Below are 24852 nucleotides of genomic sequence, written 5' to 3'. Positions count from 1 at the left end.
GCCGATTCTCAGCGGTGGGCGGCCAGGATGAGGTGATGGTCGACGCCTTCGGGCGCGTACGGATCGGCGTGGACGTGCGCCGCCGCCAGGCGCGGGATCGCGTGCAGCAGCGCGTGTTCCACGTTCACCGCGACCCCATGGGCCTGTAGGACGGTCGCGTCCGCGTCCACCACCACGGCGCACTCGGCGCGGAGCCGGTGGCCGATCCACCGCAACCGGATCTCCCCCACGTCGAGCACCCCCGGCGTGGCCCGCAACGCGGCCTCGGCCTGGTCCACCAGCGCGGGGTCCACGGCGTCCATCAGCCGGCGGCCGACCTCGCGCGCCGCCTGGCGCAACACCGCGAGGATCACGACCGCGATCAGCAGCCCGACGACCGGATCGGCCCAGCGCCACCCGGCCGCCGCCCCTCCCGCCGCGGCCAGGACGGCCAGCGAGGTCAGTGCGTCCGTACGCGCGTGCAGGCCGTCCGCCACCAGGGCCGCCGAACCGATCTTCCGCCCCACCCTGATCCGGTACTGCGCGACCCACTGGTTGCCCACGAAGCCGACCACGGCGGCGCCCGCCACCGCGAGCAGGTTCGACACCGGACGCGGATGCACGAGCCGGTCCACCGCCTCGTACGCCGCGAGCGCCGCCGACGCCGCGATGACCAGCACGATGACGACCCCGGCCAGGTCTTCGGCACGCCCGTAGCCGTACGTGTAGCGCCGGGTCGGCGCCCTGCGGCCCAGCAGGAACGCGATCGCCAGCGGTACTGCGGTCAGCGCGTCGGCGGCGTTGTGCATGGTGTCGCCGAGCAGCGCCACCGAACCGGACACCGCCACGACCGCCGCCTGCACCACGGCGGTGAAGCCGAGGACGGCGAGCGAGATCCACAGCGCCCGCAGGCCCTCGGCGCTGGTCTCCATGGCGGCGTCCACCTTGTCCGCCGCCTCATGACTGTGCGGGCGAAGCGCGTGCCTGATCCGCGCCCAGACGCGCCCGCGCGAACCGTGTCCGTGCTGATGTCCGTGACCGTGCTCATGTCCGTGACCGTGACCGTGCTCATGACCATGGCCGTGTGTGGGAGGTGTGCGGCTCATACCACCGAGGATGCCGCGAAAACCGCATTGCAGCACGTCAACACCAACGTGCCTACTGCTCCTGCAAGCACTTCGCAGCCTCGTCCACCCGCCTATCTATTGGATAGCCATCCTATCCAATATTGGGTAGTATCACTATCCAAGGAGGTCGAATCCAATGACCGTGATCGTTCTCGTCATCGCCACCCTGTTCTTCCGCCTGCTGGGCGCGGCATTCGGCGTGGCCCGCTTCGCCACCTGGCGGGTGAGCGCCGGGCACGGCCTGGCCGTCATGCTGCTGCTCACGGCAAGCGCCCACTTCGCCCCGCCGACCGCCACCTTCATGCCGAATCACGCGGACATGGTGGCCATGGTCCCGCCGTTCATCCCGTTCCCGGCCCTGATGGTCTACGCGACCGGCGTCCTGGAACTGGCCGGCGCGGCCGGCCTCCTGCTCCCCGCCACCCGCCGCGCCGCCGGCATCTGCCTGGCCCTGCTGTTCGTACTCATGCTCCCGGCCAACATCCACGCCGCCCTGGCCGACGTGCCCCTCGCGGGCGAGCCCGCCACACCCTTGTGGCAGCGCATCCCCGAGCAGATCCTCTACATCGGCGTCGCACTGTGGGCGGCCGGAATCACCGCCCGCCGTCCGTCCCCGGCGACCGCGGCCCCCTGACGTACCCCCAGGAAGCCCGCAGGGCCGGAGCCGCCAGGGCGGCGACAGTACGCACGCCGCCCGGCAGCCCCGGGACCAACGTCAACCCGGGTTGACGTGAGCCGCCGCGTCAACCTACATTGACACCCATGGGCACCTCACCAGCGGCACCGACCGGCAAACCGGCACGTACCCTGCTCACCTGCGGCGTGATCGCAGGCCCGCTCTTCATCGCCGCCTTCCTCATCGAAGGCGCCACCCGCACCGGCTACGACCCGATGCGCCACCCCGTCAGCTCCCTCGCCCTCGGCGACCTCGGCTGGACCCAGACCCTCAACTTCCTCGTCTGCGGCCTGCTGACCACGGCCTTCGCCATCGGAGTGCGCCGTGCGCAGGGCGGTTTCTGGGCGCCGCTGCTGATCGGCGTATGGGCGGTCGCCATGGTCCTCGCCGGTGTCTTCACCGGCGACCCGATCAGCGGCTACCCGGCGGGCACCCCCGCCCTGCGTCCTGAGTACTCAGGGCTGCCCGCCCTGCTGCACGACGCGGTCGCCGTCCCCGGCTTCGCGGCGCTGACCATCGCGGGGATCGTCGTCGCGGTCCGCTTCGCCAGGCGGAGAAGGTACGGCTGGGCGGCCTATTCCGCCGCCACCGCCGTCGTGTTCACGACCTCGCTGGTCCTTTCCCAGCTCGGTTTCGACCAACTGGAACCCTGGGTGAACCACGCGGGACTACTCCAGCGGACCGCCATCGTCACCGCCTGGACCTGGCTCACCCTCCTGGGCCTGCGCCTGCGCCGCGCCGGATTCCCGGCCCCGCACAATCCGGAGAACCCGGAGGACCCGACTCCGGCCCGGAAACCCGTCCTCCCGAATGGTCCCGCAGGCGCCCGTTCCGCCTCAGCCGCACAATGAACCTTTTTCAACCGGTCGCTTGGACCAGGTCAGGGGCGCCTCCACCGGACTCGGCCCGGGCACGGTAGCCCGGCAGGACGCCTGGTCATGCGGGCACCGGTACGGGCGCGGGGCGCCACTGCTCGGAGCCGAACACCTCGTACCGGATCCGCTCGTCAGGCACACCGCGCCGGTGCAGCCCGGCCCGGACCATCTGCATGAACGGCACCGGACCGCACAGATAGACGTCCGCGTCGTCGGTGAGCGGGATCGCATCGGTGTCGACGAACCCGGTGAGCGCGTCCGATACGTCTGGGACGTTCTGCTCGTACCAGGTGAGGCTGCGGAACGAGCGCAGCCGCGAGCCGTTGGCGCTCATCTCGGCGCGCAGCGCGTGCCGCGCCACGTTCCGGTCGGCGTGCACCGCCGTGACGTCGCGCGTGGGCTGAGTACGCGAGACGTGGTCCAGGATGGCGGCCATCGGCGTGATCCCGACGCCCGCGCTGACCAGGAGCAGCGGCGACGCGCCCGCGCGCAGGGTGAGGTCGCCGTACGGGTGGCTGAGCAGCAGCCGGTCGCCGAGGTCCACCTGGTCGTGCAGGAAGCCGGAGACCAGGCCGTCCGGGGCGCCGCCGTTGCCGCGCACCCGCCGTACCGTGATCCGCAGCATCCCGACGGCCGCCGCCTGCGACAGCGAGTACTGCCGCAACTGGCGAGTGCCGTCGGGCAGGTCGGCGGCGACGGTGACGTACTGCCCGGGCACGAAATCGGGCGCGGGACCGCCGTCCTGCGGCGTGAGGATGAACGACATCGTGTCGTCCGCCTCGGTGATCTTGCTGGCCACGACGTACTCCCGCCACGGCGCGGGACCGTCCACGCCCGCCTGGGCGTAGAGGCGCGCCTCGCGCCCGATCAGCCGGGTGGCGAACAGCCAGTACACCTCGTCCCAGGCGGCGGCGACGGCCGGGGTGACCGCGTCACCGAGCACGGTACCGACCGCCCTCAACAGGTACTTTCCCACCATCGTGTACTGCTCTGGGCGGATCCCGAGCGCGCAGTGCCGCTGCGCGACGCGCTCCACCACCCGGTCGAAGGCCGGTCCGTCCGGACCGAGGCCGACCAGGTGCCTGGCGAACGCGGCGACCGCCCCGGCCAGCGCGCTCTTCTGCTCACCGGTCGCCTGCGCGCTCCGGCTGAACAGGTTGAGCAGGTCGGGGTTCTCGCCGAGCATGGTGTCGTAGAAAACCCCTGAAATGTCGCCCAAGTGCTCGCCGACGACGGGGAGAGTCTCCTCGATGATCGGCGCACTGCTGGCGGAAAGCATATGTTCCTCCCGGTCTGGGAATAGGTGACGGATCAACGGCGGCCGAGGCTCAGCAGCACCTGCCGGATCGGCGGCGCGGTCAGGTCCCCGACCGTGATCGGATCGAGGCTGGCGTAGAACGCCTCCTGCGCCCGGCGCAACGCCCCGCGCAGCAGGCAACCCCCTCGGCTCAACGGGCAGGCCGGGTCGCCGTCACAATCGACCACTTCGGTCCCGCCCTCCAGTTCACGTACGATGCCGCCGACCGACGCGGTACGCGCCACCCCGGCGAGCCGCACCCCACCCCGCCGCCCCCGAACGGTCTCCAACAGCCCCATGTGCTGCAGCCGCTGCACCACCTTGGCCAGGTGATGCCGTGGCACGACGAGAGATTCGGCCAGCTCATCAATGGTGAGCAGGTCCTCACGGGTCGCGCCGAGCATGAGAATGCGAAGGCCGATGTCAGTGGCCCGGTTCAGGTGCACACGGCGATCGTACTTAAAGAGGAGTCTCACAGTCCTCTTTATGTGAGTGAGATCACGAGTACCCCGCCCCACCCGGCCCGAACCGCAGCAGGCCGACCGGCTTGGCTTAACGTACGTGTATGCGGCGCTTATGCGGACTCGTACTGGTCATCGCTGGGATCATCACCCTCTCAAGTTGCTCCCCTCCCGTAGCGGGGTCCACCGGGGTCAGCGTCGATGCGGCGGGACATCCGATCATCGTCCTGGCCTGGTGCGAAGGGGCCACCCCCGAGGGCGTCAGCATCTTCCATCACGAGGACCCCTCAGGCCCGTTGGCCACGGGCCCCGCCCACCCATCCTCAGCCGCGACGGTCACCGATGACGTGAACTTCACCGCACCATCCCTGGACGGGCGGCACGCGTCCGTCCGCCTGGACGACCCACAGGACGGGTGGACCGTGGAGCCGAAACCGTTCGTACTGCGCCCGAAAGTCCTCTACCACGCCTACGGCTACCGGGGCCAAGGCCATGCCCGGGTCAACACCATGGACGTCGGCTTCTCCGCCGAGAGCATCGCCGGCCTCAAGCCCGGCTCGGTCCTGATCCAGCGGTACGAGGAGAAGGCGTCACCACACTGGGTCGACACCACGATCACCCAGGAGGAGTTCGACCGCCAAGCCCAGAGCCCGACCATCTGCCAGTGACCGAAGCGGAATCTGTTGTCGTGCTGTTCAAGCTGCCGCCGCCACTGGATGCTCTAGAGATCGGGCCATGTGTAGCTGGCGAGATACGGGGATCGGCCGGTGACGAACCAGTTCTGAAGGTCATGCAGCCGTTCGATGGCGGCTTCGTAGTATGCGGGCGGTTCGGGACGGGGGAAGTTCGGGTGGCGGGTATGGCCGCGGACGAAATCGGCCATGTACCAGTAACCTTCGACCAGCCAGCGGTCGAGTCGTTCATTGGTCTCCTGTTCGGCACAGACACGACGCATGGCCTGCTCCAGGCGGCTGAACGCATGCCGGTCCCAATGGAGATCACATCGAAGCTGGATGAGGAACGATCCGTCTTCCGCGCCGAACTCCCATCGCAGTAATTCAAGGTCGTCCATGGCGCACAGGATGACACGACTCGCACCGGTGGATCACAGCCGGCCGACGTCGCGGGGATGCGGTTGCGGGCGCCGACCTTGTTGGTCGCGTTCGACAGGCAGTCGCGTACGGTGGCCGACCTCGGTCTCGCGACGGGTGCGCGGGCTCCTGCCGCCCTCCAGGGCGGTGCCGAGCGTACGCCGGAGGTCGTCGTCGATCCGGCGCGACCACCCGCTGGGCGAGCGACAAGTACACGATGAAGGGCCAGGGGCCGCACAGGACCAGGACCGCCGACACCGCGAGGCTCACGTAGGCGCGCGGCCACATGTTCCCGGCCAATGGCCATCGCCTCGAACGTCCAACGGCCGGTCGGGGACGTGGCAGGTGCACCACGGTCGCCGCCAGGCTCCACAGCCCGGTGCGGACGTCGTTTCCCCAGATAACCGCGCCGGCTGACCAGGATAGGCGGCCCGGCCGGACGGCGGTCACCAGCGGCGGCCATGTCAGAAAGAGGGGGGCCACGAGCCTGCCATGTTTACGAGGCCGCCTCCATCGCGTCCGCCGCCCTCGACGGCCGCCAGCTCGACCACGGTGAGGAAGTCGTACGGGTCCACGCCGGGGATGAAGTCCGCGAGCGAGGTGTACGAGTGCCTGGCCAGCACCGACACCTCGACGAACTTCTTGCGGGACTCAGTGTTCAGCGGCATTCCGTGGCTCTCCATGAACACGACCTGCTCAGGCCCCGTGGCGGTCATCGTGTAGACGAGATCACCACCGGCCGCAGATCGAGTTCACCGACCTCGACGGTGAAACCATCCGGTGACCACCAGGCGGCGATGCCTTCGGGGGTGGTGGGGTAGGTACGCGTGATCTGTACGGTTTCATAAGCCATTGTCATGGTTTGCTCCCTAGCGGGGGGTGATAAGGCCCACAAAGGACCCCTCACCTTGGGAATCGCGGGCCGACATGCGACCATCGTGTTCATGCCATCGCTCAGAAAGGGCCATGCCGCGTAGGCGCCCTTCCGAGGTCCGTACCCGGGGTTCAGCGTGTGGGACCCACCGAGCCGTGATCCATCAAGTTCCCGGCCTTGGCCATCGCCCCATGGCCGCAGTGATCACCCTCGAACACACCCGCCTGTGGCCCGGCGCGGTGGCGGCCGCCCTGGCGAGCTGGCAGGAGGCGACCCTGATGGGCACCGCCGACCGCGTCCTCTTCAGGTGCGAGTGCCCCGAGTGCACCGGCGACGCACCCCGCCGGCGACTTCAACGGGCCCTCACCGGCTTACCGCCGTGGGCCAGGGCACATCTGTATGCCTTGATCCTGCCCATCGACCTGTATTACCTCCACCGAACCTCACCGATGCCACCTACGTCGCCCGATTCGAATTGGACATGGTGGCAACGACGTCATCGGCATGAAGATCAAGGCGCATAGCGGCAAGACGTGGCCGAATTATTCAGCTGCACGACAAGAGCAGACAACCACCGGCCCAAAAACGTCGAACACCTGCCCCCCTGCCCACGCACGGCCTCCGACCAGGCCACCGCTGGTCAGGGGCCGAGCCGCCTCGTGACGGCAGGCGCAACATTCATGACGGGTCCGTGGCCGTAGAGCTGTTTCGGGGGACGGCACTACGAAGCTCCTCGAACAGCGGCCACAGAGGGCTGTCCTTCTGATCGAAGGTATCGACATCGATACGCTGTTCTTTATCGATGATCTTGAAGTTCGGCGCAGCATCGCTCTTGGTCGGCGTGGAAACTGATCGACCAGCCCTCTCCGGATCGTCGCGATCGGTCAGAAAGACCCCGGCCACAAGAATCAAAGCGACGCCGGCAAGAGACATCAGCCATGCCCAGCCATGCCTGAACCGCAGCGGACGTCTCTTGATCATCGTCTCCTCCAAAACGCCACCTCTCACCCTCACTCGACACAGGTTGATTGTCATGGATCAACGCGCGTGTATCGAAGTCACGCATGGTGGGCTGCCGGTACCGAAGCGGTGAGGGCGCCCGTCGCCGTTCAGCAAGCGGCAGTCGATCGACGGGATCCACCGGAGACTGCGGCCGGTACACCCAGGCGGGCACTACCGCCCTGCCCTGCACCCGGGCCGACGGTGTACGCCTTGCTCCGGCCGTCCGCGCGCATCAGCCTGAACTTGGGGGACCATCGCCACGCTGCCCGGCGCTCACCACCGCAGCCATCATCTTGCGGCCCTGCTCACACGCCAGCTGCGTCGTGGTGGTCAGCCCGCCGCGCAAGGCGTCCCAGCCCATGATCGGCCGGTTCGCCTCCCCGGCCTCGCGGGCGGCTCCTTCTGCAGATGACCATCCCGGCGCGCGCCGCCCGCGTGCTGGTGAGCCCGGACGATGGTGGAGTCCACGCTCACCGTCCACCCGATCTTCCCCGCGGCGTCCGCACACGCCTGCAACACCGCCAGGATCTGTACCCACCTGCCCGCCCGCTGCCAGCGGCGGAACAGGCCGTACACGGCGAATCAGCGGCCATAGCAGGCCGGCACGTCCCGCCACGGCGCCCCGCTCCGGATCCGCCACCGGATCCCGTCGATCAACTGCCGCCCGGCTCGGGCCGTATCCTCGTCAATGTCTCCCGCCTCGAGGTCAATGTCCAGTGGACGACACCGGCGACGCCCGCCCGGTCCCCATCCCGCCCAAGCCGGTCCAGACCCTTCAGCAACACATCGCAGAGTTCGGCGTCGCCGAGGATCGCCGGCTGTTCCACAGCGAACGCGGTGAAGTCGTCGCCCCGACGGCCTACACGGAGGGCCGGCAGGACGCCCGGAAGCTGGCCCTGACACCCGCCCAGTGCGCCTCATTGCTCGCCCGTCGCCCGTACGACCCACGGCATGCGGCGGTGTCCCTCTGGCTGAACGCAGGGGTGCCCGCCCCCGATGTAGCCGAGCGAGCCGGGCACGGTGCGGACGTGCTTCTAGGGCCCTTCGCCGTTCCCAACGCGTTCCCACGGCCATATCCGGAACCTGCGACCGCAGCCCGCTCACGGCGGCATCCGGCTGCATGGCCCCTGAAACACAGAAGAGGCCCCGAAGGGCCTCTGAACTGCTGTCACTGCTGGTGGCAGGTGCAAGGTTCGAACTTGCGTAGGCTGAGCCGACGGTTTTACAGACCGCTCCCTTTGGCCACTCGGGCAACCTGCCTGGTCTGCCGCTGCTCGCGGCGACAGGTAGAAGAATAGCGGACTTCGAGGGTGGGCGTGACACCGGTTTGTCCGGGGTGAGGTTCCGTACCCTGATCGTCTGAGGTCGCTAAGGTCGGTACGGACGTAGAGAGGACACCTACATCGATGGCCGATTCGAGTTTCGACATCGTCAGCAAGATCGACCGGCAGGAGGTCGACAACGCGCTGAACCAGACGGTCAAGGAGGTCGGGCACAGGTTCGACTTCAAGGGGACCGGGGCGAGCATCAGTTGGTCCGGGAAGGACATCGAAGTCAAGGCGAACAGCGAGGAGCGGGCGGGTGCCGTCCTTGACGTGTTCAAGGAGAAGCTGATCAAGCGAGGGCTCTCGCTCAAGATCCTTGACACGGGTGAGCCGAAGCTGTCGGGCAAGGAGTACCGGCTCGTGGTCGGGCTCAAGGAGGGCATCGACCAGGACAGCGCCAAGAAGATCTCGAAGATCATCCGGGATGAGGGGCCGCGTGGTGTGAAGGCCCAGATCCAGGGTGAGGAGCTGCGGGTCAGTTCCAAGAAGAAGGACGAGCTTCAGGATGTGATCTCCCTGCTCAAGGGCAAGGATCTCGACATCGCCCTGCAGTTCACCAACTACCGCTAAGTTATCGGGGCTGGTAGATGCGCCGACCTGGGCTTAGCCGGTTTGGGACGGTCTGGAGTGCGAAATCGGGGCACACGGCGCGAGCGCGGGCGAGGAGAGCGCCGGCCTTGTGCGTGTGCCCCAAGCCTTTCGGCGTCCCCCGCTCCCGGGCTTCAGATCGAGCCCATCCATACGTGGCCGCCCGCGAGGCGGGCCAGGCGGATGGCGGCCGTGAGGTGGTCGGCGCGGTGGAGGAGATCCACGAGGAGCGGGACCTCGAATCGCCGTCCGTCGATCAGGTGCAGTGTGGTCGCGTCGCCGGGTACCGAATCGGTCCAGTCTTGTGAAAGACGTACGACCTCGGCGGCAAGTGTGTCCAGGTCCGTGTGCCGCACGGTGACGTCCTCGGTGGCGAGCCGGGCGAGGATCGGCAGGCCGAGGCGGCGGGCGGGGGCGATCCAGTGCTCGCGGACGGTTGCGGCGCCGCCGAGGGCGTTCTCGTAGAGTTCGGGTCCGTCGGTGTAGGCGTCGGGCGGGCCGTGGGCGGTCAGGAAGTACGGCACGGGGCGAGCGTACCGACGTACCCGCGGGGCTTCGATCATGGTGAGCCTGGACGCCCACATCGTTCCCGACATATGGGACGAACACCGTCTATCCCCCGACACGCCAACACTTCACCAATTTCGTAAGAATCACCAAAAGTCCCATGGTGTCGCCGTATAGGCCATCACGGCATGACCTAGCAGGGTGCGAGCACTTCGTCGGCGGATGTAGCTTGTCCGATTGGTAGTCTGACGGGAGGTGTTGGGTGTCGTGGCGCGCGCGACTCGACGGGAACGGCTGAAGTACTGGTTCGACAACACCATGTCCAAGGGCACGGTGGCGTTGATCGGGTGGCTCACCGCCGTCTCCACGGCCGTGATCCTTCTGGTCAGCGTGCTGACGATCTGGCTCACGCCGCGCGAGGCGGCGGACAACAACGGCCTGGGCGGCATGCTGTGGTCCACGCTCATGCACACCCTCAGCCCCGGCAAGATCGCGGGCGACGAAGGCACCCCGGTCTACCTGGTCCTGATGCTCACCGCTTCACTGGGCGGCCTGTTCATCTTCAGTACGCTCGTCGGCCTGCTGGCCAACGGCCTCAAGACCAAGATCGAAGACTTGCGTAAGGGCAGGTCACGGGTGGTCGAGCAGGGTCACACGGTGATCCTCGGCTGGTCGGACCAGGTGTTCACGATCGTCAGCGAGCTGATCAAGGCGCACGCGAGCCAGCGCGGCACGGTGATCGCCATCATGGCGGACGAGGACAAGATCTCGATGGAGACCGAGATCCGCGAGCGGGTGGGCGACACCGGGCGGACCCGGGTGGTCTGCCGCACCGGGCGGCCCACTGAGCCGGCCGACCTGGAGATGATGAACCCGGGCGTGGCGCGTTCGGTCGTCGTACTGTCCCCGCAGGGGGAGGACCCGGACGCGCACGTGATCAAGACGCTGCTGGCGCTGGCCAAGCGTTCCGGGGACCATCCGCCGGTGGTGGCCTCGATCACCTCCTCGGGCAACATGGCCGCCGCGCGGCTCGCGGGCGGCCCGGACGTCCACATCGTGGACTCCGATGACACGGCGTCGCGGCTGATCGTGCAGTCGTCCAGGCAGTCCGGGGTCTCGGTGGTCTGCATGGACCTGCTCAACTTTGACAACGGCGAGATCTATCTACGCCGGGAGCCGAAGCTGGCTGGCCTGAAGTACGGCGAGGCGCTGCAGGCATACCAAACCGCGACCATAATCGGGCTACGCACGCCGTCTGCGGTCATGCTCAACCCGGCCATGGACACGGTCATCGCCGAAGACGACGAGATCGTGCTGATCGCGCAGGACGACTCGCTGATCCGGCTCGCCAAGGAGACGCCGGAGGCGAACGAGGACGCGATCGTACTGACCGAGTCGTCACCGCTTCGCCCGGAACGTACCCTGCTGCTCAACTGGAACGTCCGCGCGCCGCAGATCGTCAGGCAGATGGACGGCTATGTCGCGCCGGGTTCGGTACTGGACATCGCCGCCACACACCCGGACGCCGGGAGCGGCCTGCACGGGCTGCGCAACCTCACGGTCAACTTCAAGGAGTGCGACACCACCGACCGGTACGCGCTGGAGTCGCTGGGCGCGGGGGTCTACGAGCGGGTGATCGTGCTGTCCGATGACCGGTATGGCACACAGCACGCCGACACGCGCACGCTGATGACGTTGCTGCAGCTCAGGGACATGCAGACGGTACTCGCAGAGCGTTACTCGATCGTCAGCGAGATGCACGATGAGAACAACCGGACCCTCGCCGAGGTGACCAAGGCCGACGACATCGTGATCAGTGACACGGTGATCGGGTTGCTGCTGGCCCAGCTCGCCGAGAACCAGCACCTGGCGAAGGTCTTCGGCCACCTCTTCGACGCCCGCGGCTCGGAGATCTATCCGCGCCCGGCCGGGGACTATGTACGCCCGGGGGTGGAGATCGAGTTCGCCACGGTGATCGAGTCGGCCCGCCGCAGGGGCGAGACGGCGATCGGGTACCGGCGCGGGGACAAGGTGAACGAGGCGCCGTCCTATGGCGTCATCCTCAATCCGGACAAGTCACAAAGGATCACCCTTGGCGAGGACGACTACGTCATCGTGCTCGCCCTCCACTGAAAGGCCCTGGGTCGCGGAGAGGCCCTGGGCCGCCCCGGAGGCGGTCAGTCGGGCGCGGGGGCGGTCAGCAGGTGGCGCAGGACAAGGAAGTTCGGGGTGTTGACCGGGTCGGCGAGGGGGATGACGCGGCGTTGGAGTACCAGCGCAACGCTGTCCGTGCTGACGGCCACTTTGTCCGTCATCTCCCGCCAGGGGATGACGAACGACCCGAATCCGAGCCCCGCCGGAGTCAGACGAACCGCACCGAACGCCACAGACCGCCCCGACTGCGTGATCGCCTCCGTCCGGGCGGCCAGGGCTCGGCCGGCCCGTTCCTCGATGGCCTTCACGAGCCGCTCGGCGTCTTGCACCGTGTGGTCCAGCCGTACCTGGACCCCGTCGCCCCGCCGTACCAGGCACCAGAAGTCGCGGTCGAGCAGACGGACGAGGCTCTTGGCGTCGGCGTGGGTGAAGGTTCGCAGCTCCGCGATTTCATCCCAGCCGAACACCTCTCTCGCGTCGCCCGGCCGTACCTGGACGAACGCATCCGGGTGCAGCTCGAAGCGTTCGCCGCGCCAGGAGATCGCACGTACGATCCGGACCACGCCGACGGGCAGGGCCAGCACGGTGAGCGCGGCCGGCAGCGCGAACAGCCTGCTCCCGCCGCGCGAGTCGGCGCCGAGTAGTCCGGCCCCGACCAGCATGATGCTGATGACCAGGCATACCAGCCCGATGCCCAGCGCGGTCAGGCCCACCCGCCACAGCGACGCGGTGTCCCGCCGGTACACCCGCTCCGCCGCACCCTGCGGGACCCGTCCGGCGGCCGGCGTCTCGCGGGTGAGGTCGACTATGTGCTCGTCGGCGGGGGCAGGGGTGGCGCCGGGGATCACGTTGGACCGCACCGGCATGCGGTAATAGGCGCGGGCCTCCCAGCGTGCCAGGTTCCACATGGGGACGACCATCATGGTGGCGCCGAACAGCGAGAACGCGATCGAATCGCCGCTCAACGAGACCAGGCTGTAGACCACTATGCCAGCGCAAACCACGTTCAGCGTGACCCAGACCCACCACGCGCGCCGGGTGCCCAGTGCGGCGAGGCCGGCCAGGGCGGCGGCTCCGGCGAGTACGAGCCATGCGACGGTGTCGACGTTCTCGCTGCCCTCCTCCGGTTCCGTGATGAGCATCACGATGATGGCGACCAGCGCGGCGAGACCCGCGACCACCCATAAGAAGCTGAGCGCGATGACGACTGAGCGTGGGGCGGACCGAGGGAACATGGCATTACCTCTCGCTAGGCCGTCATGATCGTAGATGCCCGCGAGTGACAAGCCAAGGGTTCGTCAGGTTCTTGTCAATGAACATGTGAAGGCGACGCCATTTCGGGGTAAGTCGCTCAGTAAGCTCGTCTCGCGTGCCATCGCCCGGCGGCTTGTGTCCATCAAGAGCAACGCACGGGCTCTGCGAGCGGGACGGCAACACCGCGTGTCCCGACATCTGGACATCACGCTCAAGTCGCGACAAATACGGATACTTTCGTCATATGGGCAAAGTCTATGAAGGCCTGAACGACCGCCTACGTTCCTTCATCTCCGCACAGCCCGTCTACTTCGTGGCGACCGCCCCCGAATCGGGTGGTCATGTCAACGTGTCCCCCAAGGGGTACGCCGACACCTTCGCCATCCTCGACGACACCACCGTCGCCTACCTGGACCTCGACGGCAGCGGCGTTGAGACCATCAGCCACATCCGGGACAACGGCCGGATCACCATCATGTTCTGCGCGTTCTCCGGCCAGCCGAAGATCCTCCGGCTGTACGGCACCGGCCGCGTCGTCACCCCGCACGACGAGGACTTCGAGCGCCTGCTCAAGCTGTTCGGCCCGCATCCGGGCGTCCGGACGATCATCGTCGTCACCTGCGACCGCGTCGCCGACTCGTGCGGCTTCGCCGTACCTTTCATGAACTACGACCAGGATCGCACCCTCCTCGACGACGGCAGAAACGCCGGTGCCGGTAATGCCCGGCGCCTCCAGCGGTCACAGAACCCCCGGGCGAGCATCGACGGCCTGCCCGCACTGGCCGGTAACGAGACCGATCCGGTACACCTGCGCTCCTGACCAACGAGACGCCCCTCCCCCGCCCAAGCGGAGGCATGCCTGATCGGCCGGGGCGCGGGCAGCCGGGCCGGCGCTGCCGCCAGGGCGGATTCGCCCTGCGGTGAGCTGGAGGTGCGGTGCCGCCTTGCCCTGTCGGAAGGCGGCGAGGACGGGGCAGGGTGCTGTGCCGTCTGGGGTGCTTTGGGGGCGGCAGGCTCCAACTACGCGGTCGGGGTGGTGGGCGCAGATCCGGCCTGATCGGGGCGGTAGGCGGAGGCTGCCCGGATAAGCGGCCCCACGGCGAAACCCTTGACCGACGAGGGGTTGGTGCATCAATGGGCCACTTCAGCTCGGTCCGGACGGCCAAGCCCCAGCGGCGATAGCTGGACCCCGCTCCAACCGCATGAGCGGAGGGTGGGTGGAGACCCGACCGGCGAGGGTCACGTCCATGCGAGGGTGTACGACCACATCCCGCGCGTGATCCTGTTTCTGCAGGCTAAGCGGTAAGGGTCCGCGGCAGCGGGTCTTGAGCGGGCGTGTCGCCGTCGACCACGCGGAGCCGAACCTGGGCCGGCCACGCGATCAGAGGCAGGTGAGGTGAAGTTGACCTCACTGGTGGGATGGCCAGGCCCCGGCCGGGATGGGCGGCCGCCCGCTCCAGCCATGCGATGGGGCGGGGCGGCTCAGCGGCGGTAGCCGGCCATTCGTTCCAGGCGTGCGATCCGGTCGGCGATCGGCGGGTGGGTGGAGAAGAGGCGGCCGAGGCCCGCGCCGCGGAACGGGTTGGCGATCATCAGGTGGGACGCGGAGGCGAGGCGGCCGTTCTCCGGCAGGGGCAGCTCCCGGCTGCCCAGCTCGATCTTCCGCAGTGCGCTCGCCAGGGCGAGCGGGTCGCCGGTCAGGCGGGCGCCGGACTCGTCGGCCTGGTACTCCCGGGCGCGGGAGATCGCCATCTGGATCATCCCCGCCGCGACCGGGCCGAGGATCATCATCAGCAGCGCCCCCAGGAAGCCGGGGCCCTCATCGTCGTCGGAGCCTCCGAAGAAGACGCCGATGTACCCCAGGTAGGTGATCATCGTCGCCAGGGCCGCGGCGATGGACGAGACCAGGATGTCGCGGTTGTAGACATGGGACAGCTCGTGGCCGATGACGCCGCGCAGCTCGCGTTCGTTGAGGAGCTGGGTGATGCCGTAGGTCACGCAGACCGCGGCGTTGCGCGGGTTGCGGCCGGTGGCGAACGCGTTGGGCTGCATCGTGGGCGAGACGTACAGGCGCGGCATCGGCTGGCGCGCCTCGGTCGAGAGCTCACGGACGATCCGGTAGAGGGCCGGTTGCTCGACCTCGCCGACCGGGCGCGCGCGCATGGCCGACAGGGCGATCCGGTCGGAGAAGAAGTAGGAGATCGCGTTAACCGCCAGTGCGACGACGAGTGCGATCTGGACCCCGGTCCCGCCTCCCAGCCACGCGCCGACCAGCAATATCAGCGCGGAAAGCGCGCCGAGGAGGACCGCGGTCCGCAGACCGTTGTGATGCATGTGGCTCCCCCCTTCGCAAGGGCCGGTTCTCCGTGGGCTCGTTTGGTTCAACGCCCGGCGACACACCTATCGTTCCCGGACGTGGTCAGCCCGCAGCGGACAGCGACCCAGGCAGGAGGCCGAGTACGGCCTGTGGGGCGATGGAGAACGCGACGGCGACGGCAACCGCGAGGACGGCGGCCACGGCGACGGGGGTGGTGATGCGAGTGCTGGTGGCGGGGGCCTCCACGGCGGTGGGCGGCGGGGTGAACAGCCGGGCCGTCCAGGCCACGTAGTAGTAAAGGCCGATCACGGTGTTGACGGCCATGACGAGCGCGAGGACGGCTCCGCCCCCGCCGACGATCTCACGGAACACGACGATCTTGGCGAACAGGCCCGCCAGCCCAGGCGGCAGCCCGGCGAGGCAGATCAGGCAGAAGCCGAGCGCCACGGCGGCCGGGGCGTCACGGAAGGCCAGGCCCCGGTAGTCGTCGATCTCGTTGCGTTCGCTCCGCTTTGAGACCAGCATCACAACGGCGAACGCGCCCAGGTTCATCGCCGCGTAGAACACCAGGTACGCGATGGAGGCGTTGGCCGCCTGCGCGCCTGGCGCGCCCGTTGCGCCCGCCGTTCCGGCCGCCGCGACGCCCAGCGGTGCCAGGATGTAGCCGGACTGCGCCACCGACGACCACGCGAGCAGACGCACGGCATGGCGTTGCCGCAGCGCCAGCAGATTGCCCACGGTCATGGTGAGCCCGGCCAGCACGGCCACCATGGGCCCCCACAAGGCGACCTGAGCGCCCAGGGCGAGGACCAGAAGCAGGATGAGTCCGGCGAATCCGGCGGCCTTGGAGATCACCGACAGCAGAGCCGCCACGGGCACGGGCGCGCCCTGGTAGACGTCACCGGCCCACGAATGGAACGGCACAGCGGCGACCTTGAACGCGAACCCCGCCACCACCAGGACGATCGCGACCACCGACACCGGGCGTGGCTCGGCGGCGAGGCCGAGCCGGTCGAGGTAGACCGTGCCGGTCAGGCCGTAGAGGAGCGAGACGCCGAACAGCATGACCGCGGTGGAGACCACCGACACCAGGAACAGTTTCAGCGCGGCCTCGGAGGAGCGGCCGTCGTAACGCTTGAGCGCGGTGAGCGCGAAGACGGGCAGGGAGACGATCTCCAGCGCGACGACCAGCGTGATCAGGTCGCGGGAGGCGGGCAGCAGTACGGCTCCGGTGATGCTGCAGAGCAGCAGGAAGTACCACTCGCCGACGGGTATGTGGCCGTCGGCTAGCTCGGTCATCGACAGCAGTACGACGACCAGGGCGGAGACGAGGACCAGGGCGGCGATGGTCAGCGCGAAAGGATCGATGACGAGGGAGCAGGGGGCTGAACCCCCCTTGGGGGCCAGCTCCGCGGGCACGCAGAACGTCCGGAGGGTGGTACCACCCAGCGCCTGTGCCAGCACGATCGCGAGCGCGCCGAGCAGCCCGGCCATCGTGACCAGGCCCAGGCTCAGCCCGCTCCGGGAGAACGGCGAAGCGTCGTCCGCACGCCTCGGCAATCCGTGGTCAGTGGGGGCTGAGCCGACGCGGGCCGCTGCGACGCGTTGCCGTATGGGCCGGGCCGGACCTGTCGTGGCGGCGGGGGCCGTCTCGGCGGACGGGCGCGGCAGGAAGGCGTCGAGCAACAGCACCAGCCCGGCCGTGAGCGCAAGGACCAGCGGGGTGGCGATGGCGGCATAGTCGATCGGCTGGATCACGGCGCCCCCAGCGTGGCATGCGGAGGAAAGGCGAGGGCCACAGGCTGCCTGAGGCCTGCCGGGCGATGGAAACTGTGAGCCTGCTCCCTCACAGCCCCTCCAACCGGGTAAGCGTGGCCAGTGGGACCACACGAGACGCGGCATACCCCCCAGGCGACCGGGTGGCGAAGACCGCAGGCCAGCCCATTCACGGCCCCTCCAGCGAAATGCCACGCAGGGTGGGCCGCCGGAGGCGTGCCGCCCGGCCTGCCTCCCGGGTGGTGGTCGTGACCGGTGGGGCCATGTCGAACGCGATGTACCGCCTGGGTGGCCGGGCCGAAGGCCACGGGCCTGCCCTTTCGTGCCCTCTCCAGAGTGATGCGCAGGAAGGGCAAAGTCTCGGACACAGCGGGCTGCTGGAGGCGCACGGCACGGCCTGCCGGGCGGTGGAGACCACAGACCTGCACTCTCGCAGCCCCTCCAACGTGGTAGACCTTCCCGACCGGGCCACATCGGGTGCCGCGTACCGCGCCAGGCGGCCGGGCAGCGAAGACCACGGCCTGCCCTTCCATAGCCCTTCCAGCCTGGTAGGAGAGAAGAGCACAGCCGCACGAAGCAAGGTGAGCTGCCGTAGGCGTACCGCCCGGCCTGCCCGGCGGCGGAAAGCACAGGCCGGGTCTCACAATCCTTCCAACGTGGCGGCCGTGTCCGGACGGGCCACATCGGGCACGGCGTACCACCGCAGCGAAGACCACGGCCTGCCCTTCCAGCGTGGTAAGCAGGAAGAGCACAGCCGCACGAAGCAGGGTGGGCTGCCGGAGGCGTACTGCCGGGGCTGCCGGGCGGTGGAGACCACAGACTGGCTCTCTCACAGCCCCTCCAACGTGGTAGACCTGCTCGGACGGGGCATGGCGGGCGCGGCGTACCGCCGCAGCGAAGACCACGGCTTGCCCTTCCACGGCCCCTCCAGCCTGGTAAGCGGGAAAAGCAAAGACGCACGATGCAGAGGGAGCTGTCGGAGGTGTACTGCCCGGGTCAGGGTGCGGGCCTGCTCTTTCATGGCGTTCCCAGGATGGCCTGGACGGCGGGTGTGGTGAGCAGGAGGAGGGCCTTCGGCCATAGGCCGAGCAGCACGATCAGGGCGATCAGTGGAACCCATGCGGCCAGTTCGAAGCCGCGGACGTCCGGCATTGAACCTCCTGCCTCCGGCAAGCCTCCGCTATCCGCAGAACCGGCCCCGCTCCCCTCGCCCACATCCCACCCAGGCGCGGACGCAGCGGGGTCTGGGGGGACGGCCGTACCGGGCGAAGACGGCGGCGCAACCGCACCAGGTCCTGCCTCGACCGTGCCGATCAGCGGAGGATCCGAGGAAGTCGACGCCGAACCCTGGACCGGTGACGAGACACCGGCGAAAGCGACCGTCTCGGCCGAGGCACCGGCTACAGGCAGGGTGGCGGTGTCGGCGGAGTCGGGCGCGGATGTCGCCAGGGCGGTGGTGGGGCCGTGGGTGGTGCGGGAGAGCATGATCAGGAAGTAGGCGGCGGTGAGGACCGCTCCGATGCCGCCCAGGGCCATGAAGACCAGGTAGAGCGGGCGAGGCAGGCCCGGGCCGGGGGTGAAGGCGCCGAGGAGGGCGAGCATTTCGCCCCAGAAGCCGGCGAGGCCGGGGATGCCGAGGGAGGCGATGCAGGCGAAGGTGAGCAGGGCCCCGAGGCGGGGGATGCGGGTGAGCATGCCGCCGCCCATGGAAGGCATATCGGCCGTGCCGTAGCGGTCCTTGATCGCGCCCGCGAGGAAGAACAGCAGGCCGGTGATCAGGCCGTGGGCGATGTTGCCGAACAGAGCCGCGTTGATGCCCACCGGTGTGAGGGTGGCGAAGCCGAGCAGGACGAAACCCATGTGGCCGACAGAGGAGTAGGCGATCATGCGTTTCAGGTCGCGCTGGGCCAGGCAGGCCAGGGCCCCGTAGATGATGCCGACCACCGCGAACGCGCCCAGCCACGGCGCGACGGCCGCCGCGCCCTCGGGCAGGATCGGGATCGCGATGCGGGCGAAGCCGTATGTGCCCATCTTCAGCAGTACGCCCGCCAGCAGGACCGAGCCGACGGTGGGGGCCTCGGTGTGCGCGTCGGGGAGCCAGGTGTGCAGGGGCCACATCGGGGTCTTCACCGCGAGCCCGAGGCCGATCGCGACGAACGCGAGCACCTGGGCCGCCCGCGTCATGCCGGCCCCGGGGGTGCGGGCCAGCGCGACCATGTCCAGGGTGCCGGTCTGCGCCCAGACCAGCAGCAGGCCGAGTAGCAGGATCACCGAGCCGAGCAGGGTGTACAGGATGAACTTGACCGCCGCGGCGCGGCGGCCCTGGCCGCCCCAGATGGCGATCACGAAGTACATCGGGATCAGCACGACCTCGAAGAACACGAAGAACAGCAGCAGGTCGAGCGCCAGGAACGTACCGAGCATGCCGACTTCGAGCAACAGCAGGGCGAAGACGAGGGCGCGCGGGCGCGGGCTTCCGGTACCGGCCAGGTAGACGAAGCAGAGCAGGGTGAGCAGCGAGGTCAGGACGACGAGCGGCAGTGAGATGCCATCGACGCCCAGGTGGAAGTGGATGGCGAGCCCGGGGATCCAGGGCAGGTCGGTGACGAACTGCATGCGGGCGGCGTCGCCGTGGTCGAAGGTGGCGGCCAGCAGCACGGTCAGTACGAACGTGACCGCCGAGACGGCGAGTGAATGCCACCGCAGCACTCGTGCGGATCCCGGGCCGTTACGCCCGGCGAGCGCGGCGAGCGCCCCGAGCAGCGGAACCGCGAGGATGGCGATGGGCAGCCAGTTCATCCGAGCATCACCGCCCCCACCGCGATGAGCAGGACGCCCGCCAGCACACCGCTCAGGTAAAGCTGGGCATTGCCGTTTTGGACGAACCTCAGCAGACCGGACATCCCGACCGCGGCCCTGCCTGAGCCGCGTACCGCGCCGTCGACCACGCCCGCGTCGGTCGCGACGACCGCCCGGGATAGCCTCAGTACCGGCCAGACGAACAGCGCCCGGTACAAGCGGTCGATCCCGAACGCGCGCTCGCAGGCCACCTGGAACGGCCCGAGCAGCCGCGCCGGGTCGGCCACCGGATCGGCGCGCCACACGGCGTAGGTGACGGCCGCGCCGAGCAGGGCAAGGGCGACGGTGATCGCGGCCGGCCCCCAGTGGACCCCGCCCAGGCCCACCAGCCCGATCAGCAGTGCCGGGACCGCGAGCACGGTGATCGGCAGCAGCATGGACCGCGGCGCTTCCCGGCCGGTGAAGACGTGCGCGGTGCCGGGCGCGGGCTCGGGCAGAGCGACGACGCGCGCTTCGCCGAAGAAAGTGCGCAGCCACGCCCGGGTCGCGTACGCGCCGGTCACGGCCACCGTCGCGAGCGTACACGCGTGGAGCAGCCAGCCGGCCGCGTCGGTCAGCAGGCCGTCCGCGCCTGCTCGTTCGACCGCGACGACCACGGCGTCCTTGCTGAAGAAGCCGCTCGTCGGCGGCAGGCCCATCAGCGCGGCGAAGCCGATCGTCATGGTCACGAAGGTGACCGGCATCGTACGGCGGAGGCCGCCCATGTCGCGCATGAGGTTGGACCCGACGGCGTGGATCACCGCGCCCGCGCACAGGAACAGCAGCGCCTTGAATGCCCCGTGGGTCAGCAGATGGAAGATCGCCACGGTCTCGTCCCGGGCGGCCAGGGCCGCGGCCATGTACGCGAGCTGGCTGATGGTGGAGTAGGCGAGGACCCGCTTGAGGTCGTCTTGGGCGAGCGCGGCCAGCGCGGCCGCGAGCATGCCCAGGGCGGCCATGACGGCCAGGACGTCGAGCGTCGGCCCGGCGGCCCCGAAGACCGGGAAGAGCCTGGCCACCAGGAAGATGCCGGCCGCGACCATCGTGGCCGCGTGGATCAGCGCGCTGATCGGCGTCGGGCCCGCCATCGCGTCGGGCAGCCAGGTGTGCAGCGGAAGCTGGGCGCTCTTGCCTGCGACACCTGCGAGGAGCAGCATCGTGCCGGTGAGGAGGGTGGCCGGGGACATCTGAGGGACTGCGGCGAGTACGTCGGAGATCCGGAAACTGCCCGCGCCGACTCCGAGGGTGAACAGGCCGAACAGGAACCCCACGTCACCGAGGCGGGTGACCAGGAACGCCTTGATTGCGGCGCGGGAGTTGGCGCGGTCTTCCCACCAGTGCCCGATGAGCAGGTAGGAGCACAGGCCCATGACCTCCCAGCCGACGTAGAGGAGCAGCAGGTCTCCCGCGTAGATCACCAGCAGCATGGCGCTGGTGAAGAGGCTGATGAAGGCGCTGTAGGAGGGGTAGCGCGGGTCGCCGGCCAGGTAGCCGACGGAGTAGATCTGGACGGCGAGGGCCACGATGGTCACCAGCAGGCCGACCACGACCGACAGGGCGGTCACCTCCAGGCCGACCGTGATGGGCAGCGAGCCGGTGTCGATGACCGTCAGGGTGCCTGCCTGCGAACGGCCTTCGGACGGCGTGAGCCCCCATGCGGCCCACCAGGCGTAGGCGATCCAGACCGCCAGTGCTGTGGAGAGAGCGGTGGGCGCGATGGCGATGACGGCTGCACGGCGTGCGGCGGGCTGGGGCTGGGGCTGGGTCTGAGTCTGGTCGGCGTCTGCGTGGGCGGCGGCCTGTCCTCGGGTATGGTCGCCGGCCGGTCGGCGTGGCTCGGTAGCGCCCGGCAGGTGGGCTACGGTCGTGCCCGCTGTCGCGCCCGGTGGGTGAGCTGCGGTCGTGCGCGGGGCTGCGCCCGGCAGGCGACGACGTAGGCGTGGGCGGCGTGATCCAAGTAGACCGGCGATCGATGCCAGGAATGGCAACAGTGTCGCCACGGCGGCGGACATCACGATCACGGCTCCGCCTCCTCATCGGCCCTGCCTTCGGCCTGGTCTCCTGTGTCTTTCTCGTCGCCTTGGGCGGTACCTCTGGGCGTGGCGACCGTCTCGACCTGGCCGACATCCCCGGCGCTGCCGCCACTCCGGGCCTGCCCAAGGGCCTCAGCCTCGGCCACCTCCGGCCCGCTGGGTGCGGCAGTACTTGGGGGCGGCGCGGAGGGCTGTCCCGTTGTAGGGGTGGGCGGAGGAACCGGCGAGGTAGCGCCCGGGGCGGGAGCGTCCGGAGGCGGTTTGGACTGCGGTGCGGCAATGGGGTAGGCCGTGGCCCCCGAGGCAGGAGCGCCCGGAGGTTTGGGGATGGGCGAGGGAACTGCTGATGGAGTGCCCGAGGCGGGGGTGTCCGAAGGCAGTTCAGGGTGTGGTGGCTGGGTGGGGGCGGAGGGCTTTGGAGGCGGGGAGGCGGATGGTTCTTTTGTGAGCGCCGGGGTTGCCGATGGCGCCGACGCAGTGGGAGGGGCTGAAAGTGGCGGGGAGTGTGGGGCCGTTGTGGGGGCGGGAGCTGTCGCGCGAGGGGAGGGTGAGGCCAGCGTGAGGGCGGGTGGGGGGATCGGGGATGGAGTGGCCGAGGGGGATGTGGGGGTGGAGCCGTTAGGGGAAGGTGGGGACTCCATGCCGGGGTCGGCGAGGTGGCGGAGGGTGTCGAGTTCGACTGTGCGGCGGTTGCGGTACAGGGCGAGGACGATGGCGAGGCCGACGCCGAGTTCAGCGGCGGCGATCACGATGACGAACAGCGTGAGCACCTGTCCGCCGTGCAGGCGGTCTTTGAGCCATACGTCGAAGGCGACCAGGTTGAGGTTGACCGCGTTGAGCATGAGCTCGACCGACATCAGGACCAGGACGGTGTTGCGGCGGGCGAGCACGCCGTAGACGCCTACGGAGAACAGCAGGGCGGACACGACGGCCGGGTAGACGATGTGCATCAGCGCCCCCTGATATCCGTGCGTGAGAGCACGATCGCGCCGATCAGGGCGGCCAGCAGGAGCACGGAGAGCGCTTCGAAGGGCAGCACCCAGTTGCGGAAGAGGCTGCTGCCGACCTCGGAGGCCGCTCCCCTGCCGGGCGTCAGGTCGGCGTAGGCGGTGCGGAAGCCGTCGATCACGACGGTCACCAGCACGGCGGCGGTGGCGAGGGCGACGATGGCGGCGACCACGCGGTTGCCGCTGTCGAGGTCGGCCGATCGGCCGATCGGTGCCCGGGTGAGCATGATGCCGAACAGCAGGAGCGCCACGACCGCCCCTACGTAGATGAGGACCTGGACCCACGCGACGAACTCGGCGGTGAGCACCAGGTAGCAACCGGCCAGGGCGCCGAAGCAGACGACCAGCCAGAGGGCGGCGTGCACGAGTTGCCGCGTCGTCACGACGAGCAGTGCCGACCCCACGGTCACCGCGCCCAGGAGCAAGAAGACGATCTCTTGCCCGGTCGGCGACAGGTAGGACGGCACTGCCCCGGTCATCACTCCTCCTTGGAGTCTCGCCCGCCGGTTTGATCCGGTGGCCGATCCGGCCTTTGCGAAGGAGTTTGCCGCTCGTCCCGGCCGCTCGTGTCACCCGAATCGGATTCTGTGGATGACCGCGAAGCGGCGGTTCCGCCTGTGGATATCTCGCCGCCTTCTGGCGGGCGGGCGGGGGGATCAGCGGTTAAGGACTCGTCTCCGCTGGCGGGCGGTGGTCCTCCGGTGGGGGGCGGGGGTGGTGGTTCGGGGGCGGGGCGCTTGGGCAGCGCTCCGGGTGGGCGGATGGCGCGTACGGCGGCGTGGCCGGTCGTACTGGACGCGCGCCGCGTCGGCCTCGTCTCTCTGGGGGCCCTCGGTGAGGCGCCTTCCTCGGTGGGGCGGCCTGGCTCGGGCTCCGCGGATTCGGGGAGCGGCTGAGGGGGAGCCAGGGGCGGCCCGGCGGTGGGCGGAGGAGGCGGGGTCACTGCGGGGGTGGTCCCCGGCTCGGGGGGCGCGGCTTCAGGGGGCGGCTGAGTGGCGCCGGGAGTCCGCTGAGCGGAGGGCGAGGGCGGCTGCGTGCCGGAGACGGCGGGGGAACGACCTGGCGTGGGGTGCGCGGCTTCAGGGGCCGGTTGGGGGGTGGGGGACGAAGGGGTGGGCGCCTTGCCGGTGGTCGGTGGTTTGGGGCGCTGGGGGCGGGAGGTGGCGGCCAGTTCCTTGGGAGGGTCGGCGCTGGGGTCGTGGGGAGGAGGTGGGGGGACGGTGTCCATCCAGTCGCGGAGGCGGTCCTTCTCGTGGAGGAGGTCGCCGAGGTCGTGGCCGGCGTACTCGAACTCCGGCGACCAGAACAGCGCGTCGAACGGGCACACCTCGATGCAGATCCCGCAGTACATGCACAGCGAGAAGTCGATCGCGAAGCGGTCGAGGACGTTGCGGGCCCTGGGACGGCCGCCCTCCGGGGCGGGCAGCGTCTCCTTGTGCGAGTCGATGTAGATGCACCAGTCGGGACACTCACGGGCGCAGAGCATGCAGACCGTGCAGTTCTCCTCGACGAGCGCGATCACGCCCCGGCTGCGGGCCGGCAGGTCGGGCTTCACCTCGGGATACTGCTGAGTGACCGACCTGCTCAGCATGTGCCGCAGCGTGACCGACAGCCCTTTGGCCAGTCCTACTCCCGGTATGTGCGCCACGACTCAACATCATGGCGCACCTT

21 protein-coding genes, 1 tRNA gene and 1 pseudogene are annotated in these 24852 nt (G+C 69.2%); 6 read left to right on the top strand and 17 right to left on the bottom strand.

Translation table 11 applies throughout. The features are described from left to right. Positions 1 to 8: 8 nt before the first annotated feature. Entirely contained in the window at positions 9 to 911 is a 903-nt protein-coding gene (locus tag DP939_RS03725; protein WP_199564911.1) for a cation diffusion facilitator family transporter, read from the bottom strand. Positions 912 to 1242: 331 nt separating this feature from the next. On the opposite strand from DP939_RS03725, the gene DP939_RS03720 reads away from it, so the two are divergent. Both DP939_RS03720 and DP939_RS03715 read left to right on the top strand, forming a co-directional pair. After that, the gene (locus DP939_RS03720) at positions 1243 to 1740 is read left to right on the top strand and encodes a DoxX family protein (protein ID WP_113978841.1); all 498 of its coding nucleotides are present in this window, start codon (positions 1243 to 1245) and stop codon (positions 1738 to 1740) included. 128 nt (positions 1741 to 1868) lie between these two features. Next, entirely contained in the window at positions 1869 to 2633 is a 765-nt protein-coding gene (locus DP939_RS03715; protein WP_113978839.1) for a DUF998 domain-containing protein, read from the top strand. 85 nt (positions 2634 to 2718) lie between these two features. Here the strand turns inward: DP939_RS03715 and DP939_RS03710 are convergent, their stop codons facing one another. Beyond that, positions 2719 to 3936, bottom strand: coding sequence for a globin domain-containing protein (locus DP939_RS03710; protein WP_113978836.1), 1218 nt, complete (start codon positions 3934 to 3936; stop codon positions 2719 to 2721). A gap of 32 nt (positions 3937 to 3968) precedes the next feature. Further along, the gene (locus DP939_RS03705; RefSeq protein WP_113978833.1) at positions 3969 to 4400 is read right to left on the bottom strand and encodes an RrF2 family transcriptional regulator; all 432 of its coding nucleotides are present in this window, start codon (positions 4398 to 4400) and stop codon (positions 3969 to 3971) included. A gap of 119 nt (positions 4401 to 4519) precedes the next feature. On the opposite strand from DP939_RS03705, the gene DP939_RS45305 reads away from it, so the two are divergent. Continuing rightward, the gene (locus DP939_RS45305) at positions 4520 to 5083 is read left to right on the top strand and encodes a hypothetical protein (RefSeq protein WP_147267854.1); all 564 of its coding nucleotides are present in this window, start codon (positions 4520 to 4522) and stop codon (positions 5081 to 5083) included. A 53-nt stretch (positions 5084 to 5136) separates the two neighbouring features. Here DP939_RS45305 and DP939_RS03695 read toward each other — a convergent pair whose 3' ends face one another. The 5 genes from DP939_RS03695 to DP939_RS03675 all read right to left on the bottom strand — a co-directional run bounded on the left by DP939_RS03695 (position 5137) and on the right by DP939_RS03675 (position 8642). Beyond that, on the bottom strand, positions 5137 to 5487 hold the full coding sequence (locus DP939_RS03695) for a hypothetical protein (protein WP_113978828.1): 351 nt from the start codon (positions 5485 to 5487) through the stop codon (positions 5137 to 5139). 483 nt (positions 5488 to 5970) lie between these two features. Further along, positions 5971 to 6222 (bottom strand): hypothetical protein, encoded by a 252-nt coding sequence (locus DP939_RS03690; protein WP_113978825.1) that lies wholly within the window; start codon positions 6220 to 6222, stop codon positions 5971 to 5973. Beyond that, positions 6219 to 6359, bottom strand: coding sequence for an SRPBCC family protein (locus tag DP939_RS45990; RefSeq protein ID WP_158578451.1), 141 nt, complete (start codon positions 6357 to 6359; stop codon positions 6219 to 6221). Before DP939_RS45990 ends, DP939_RS03690 begins: the two co-directional genes overlap by 4 nt. A 699-nt stretch (positions 6360 to 7058) precedes the next feature. After that, positions 7059 to 7373 carry a hypothetical protein gene (locus tag DP939_RS45300; protein ID WP_147267853.1) on the bottom strand — a complete coding sequence of 105 codons (315 nt, stop codon included), beginning with the start codon at positions 7371 to 7373 and terminating at the stop codon, positions 7059 to 7061. A 1184-nt stretch (positions 7374 to 8557) separates the two neighbouring features. Beyond that, positions 8558 to 8642, bottom strand: a tRNA-Tyr gene (locus DP939_RS03675). A gap of 146 nt (positions 8643 to 8788) precedes the next feature. On the opposite strand from DP939_RS03675, the gene DP939_RS03670 reads away from it, so the two are divergent. Then, the gene (locus DP939_RS03670) at positions 8789 to 9277 is read left to right on the top strand and encodes a YajQ family cyclic di-GMP-binding protein (protein WP_113978821.1); all 489 of its coding nucleotides are present in this window, start codon (positions 8789 to 8791) and stop codon (positions 9275 to 9277) included. Positions 9278 to 9429: 152 nt separating this feature from the next. Here DP939_RS03670 and DP939_RS45985 read toward each other — a convergent pair whose 3' ends face one another. Continuing rightward, on the bottom strand, positions 9430 to 9819 hold the full coding sequence (locus DP939_RS45985; RefSeq protein ID WP_158578450.1) for a hypothetical protein: 390 nt from the start codon (positions 9817 to 9819) through the stop codon (positions 9430 to 9432). 250 nt (positions 9820 to 10069) lie between these two features. Between DP939_RS45985 and DP939_RS03660 the strand changes: the two genes are divergently transcribed. Then, positions 10070 to 11935 (top strand): CASTOR/POLLUX-related putative ion channel, encoded by a 1866-nt coding sequence (locus DP939_RS03660; protein WP_113978818.1) that lies wholly within the window; start codon positions 10070 to 10072, stop codon positions 11933 to 11935. A 44-nt stretch (positions 11936 to 11979) separates the two neighbouring features. Here the strand turns inward: DP939_RS03660 and DP939_RS03655 are convergent, their stop codons facing one another. Beyond that, positions 11980 to 13137: a DUF6585 family protein gene (locus DP939_RS03655; protein WP_147267852.1), complete on the bottom strand. Its 1158-nt coding sequence runs from the start codon at positions 13135 to 13137 to the stop codon at positions 11980 to 11982. Positions 13138 to 13454: 317 nt separating this feature from the next. Between DP939_RS03655 and DP939_RS03650 the strand changes: the two genes are divergently transcribed. Continuing rightward, positions 13455 to 14030 carry a pyridoxamine 5'-phosphate oxidase family protein gene (locus DP939_RS03650; protein ID WP_113978813.1) on the top strand — a complete coding sequence of 192 codons (576 nt, stop codon included), beginning with the start codon at positions 13455 to 13457 and terminating at the stop codon, positions 14028 to 14030. A gap of 662 nt (positions 14031 to 14692) precedes the next feature. Here the strand turns inward: DP939_RS03650 and htpX are convergent. The 7 genes and pseudogenes from htpX to DP939_RS47545 form a co-directional block, all read right to left on the bottom strand. Continuing rightward, a complete protein-coding gene (gene htpX, locus DP939_RS03645) occupies positions 14693 to 15544 on the bottom strand; it encodes a zinc metalloprotease HtpX (RefSeq protein ID WP_113978811.1) in 852 nt (283 codons plus the stop codon). Positions 15545 to 15629: 85 nt separating this feature from the next. Then, on the bottom strand, positions 15630 to 17285 hold the full coding sequence (locus tag DP939_RS03640; RefSeq protein WP_225878027.1) for an NADH-quinone oxidoreductase subunit N: 1656 nt from the start codon (positions 17283 to 17285) through the stop codon (positions 15630 to 15632). A gap of 1035 nt (positions 17286 to 18320) precedes the next feature. Beyond that, complete coding sequence (locus DP939_RS03635) at positions 18321 to 20102, bottom strand: complex I subunit 4 family protein (RefSeq protein ID WP_113978808.1); 1782 nt, start codon at positions 20100 to 20102, stop codon at positions 18321 to 18323. Then, on the bottom strand, positions 20099 to 22153 hold the full coding sequence (locus DP939_RS03630; protein WP_113979487.1) for an NADH-quinone oxidoreductase subunit 5 family protein: 2055 nt from the start codon (positions 22151 to 22153) through the stop codon (positions 20099 to 20101). Before DP939_RS03630 ends, DP939_RS03635 begins: the two co-directional genes overlap by 4 nt. A gap of 689 nt (positions 22154 to 22842) precedes the next feature. Next, positions 22843 to 23124: pseudogene (gene nuoK / locus DP939_RS03625) on the bottom strand (NADH-quinone oxidoreductase subunit NuoK); the annotation flags it as partial. Continuing rightward, a complete protein-coding gene (locus DP939_RS03620) occupies positions 23124 to 23660 on the bottom strand; it encodes an NADH-quinone oxidoreductase subunit J family protein (protein WP_113978806.1) in 537 nt (178 codons plus the stop codon). The pseudogene nuoK and the gene DP939_RS03620, both read right to left, overlap by 1 nt. Continuing rightward, complete coding sequence (locus DP939_RS47545) at positions 23660 to 24829, bottom strand: 4Fe-4S binding protein (protein ID WP_225878026.1); 1170 nt, start codon at positions 24827 to 24829, stop codon at positions 23660 to 23662. Before DP939_RS47545 ends, DP939_RS03620 begins: the two co-directional genes overlap by 1 nt. Between the last annotated feature and the right edge of the window lie 23 nt (positions 24830 to 24852).

This window comes from Spongiactinospora rosea, from assembly GCF_003315795.1.
GTDB classification, from domain to species: domain Bacteria; phylum Actinomycetota; class Actinomycetes; order Streptosporangiales; family Streptosporangiaceae; genus Spongiactinospora; species Spongiactinospora rosea.
This window is presented reverse-complemented; position numbering and strand designations above follow the sequence as displayed.

Excerpts from the sequence above, each read along its gene's own strand:
- DP939_RS03620 (WP_113978806.1), bottom strand. The coding sequence starts at position 23,660 with ATGACCGGGGCAGTGCCGTCCTACCTGTCGCCGACCGGGCAAGAGATC.
- DP939_RS03695 (WP_113978828.1), bottom strand. The coding sequence starts at position 5,487 with ATGGACGACCTTGAATTACTGCGATGGGAGTTCGGCGCGGAAGACGGA.
- DP939_RS03635 (WP_113978808.1), bottom strand. The coding sequence starts at position 20,102 with ATGAACTGGCTGCCCATCGCCATCCTCGCGGTTCCGCTGCTCGGGGCG.
- DP939_RS03715 (WP_113978839.1), top strand. The coding sequence starts at position 1,869 with ATGGGCACCTCACCAGCGGCACCGACCGGCAAACCGGCACGTACCCTG.
- DP939_RS03725 (WP_199564911.1), bottom strand. The coding sequence starts at position 911 with ATGGAGACCAGCGCCGAGGGCCTGCGGGCGCTGTGGATCTCGCTCGCC.
- DP939_RS03650 (WP_113978813.1), top strand. The coding sequence starts at position 13,455 with ATGGGCAAAGTCTATGAAGGCCTGAACGACCGCCTACGTTCCTTCATC.
- DP939_RS45990 (WP_158578451.1), bottom strand. The coding sequence starts at position 6,359 with ATGGCTTATGAAACCGTACAGATCACGCGTACCTACCCCACCACCCCC.
- DP939_RS03710 (WP_113978836.1), bottom strand. The coding sequence starts at position 3,936 with ATGCTTTCCGCCAGCAGTGCGCCGATCATCGAGGAGACTCTCCCCGTC.
- DP939_RS03670 (WP_113978821.1), top strand. The coding sequence starts at position 8,789 with ATGGCCGATTCGAGTTTCGACATCGTCAGCAAGATCGACCGGCAGGAG.
- DP939_RS03720 (WP_113978841.1), top strand. The coding sequence starts at position 1,243 with ATGACCGTGATCGTTCTCGTCATCGCCACCCTGTTCTTCCGCCTGCTG.
- DP939_RS03690 (WP_113978825.1), bottom strand. The coding sequence starts at position 6,222 with ATGACCGCCACGGGGCCTGAGCAGGTCGTGTTCATGGAGAGCCACGGA.
- DP939_RS45305 (WP_147267854.1), top strand. The coding sequence starts at position 4,520 with ATGCGGCGCTTATGCGGACTCGTACTGGTCATCGCTGGGATCATCACC.
- htpX (WP_113978811.1), bottom strand. The coding sequence starts at position 15,544 with ATGCATCACAACGGTCTGCGGACCGCGGTCCTCCTCGGCGCGCTTTCC.
- DP939_RS03630 (WP_113979487.1), bottom strand. The coding sequence starts at position 22,153 with ATGTCCGCCGCCGTGGCGACACTGTTGCCATTCCTGGCATCGATCGCC.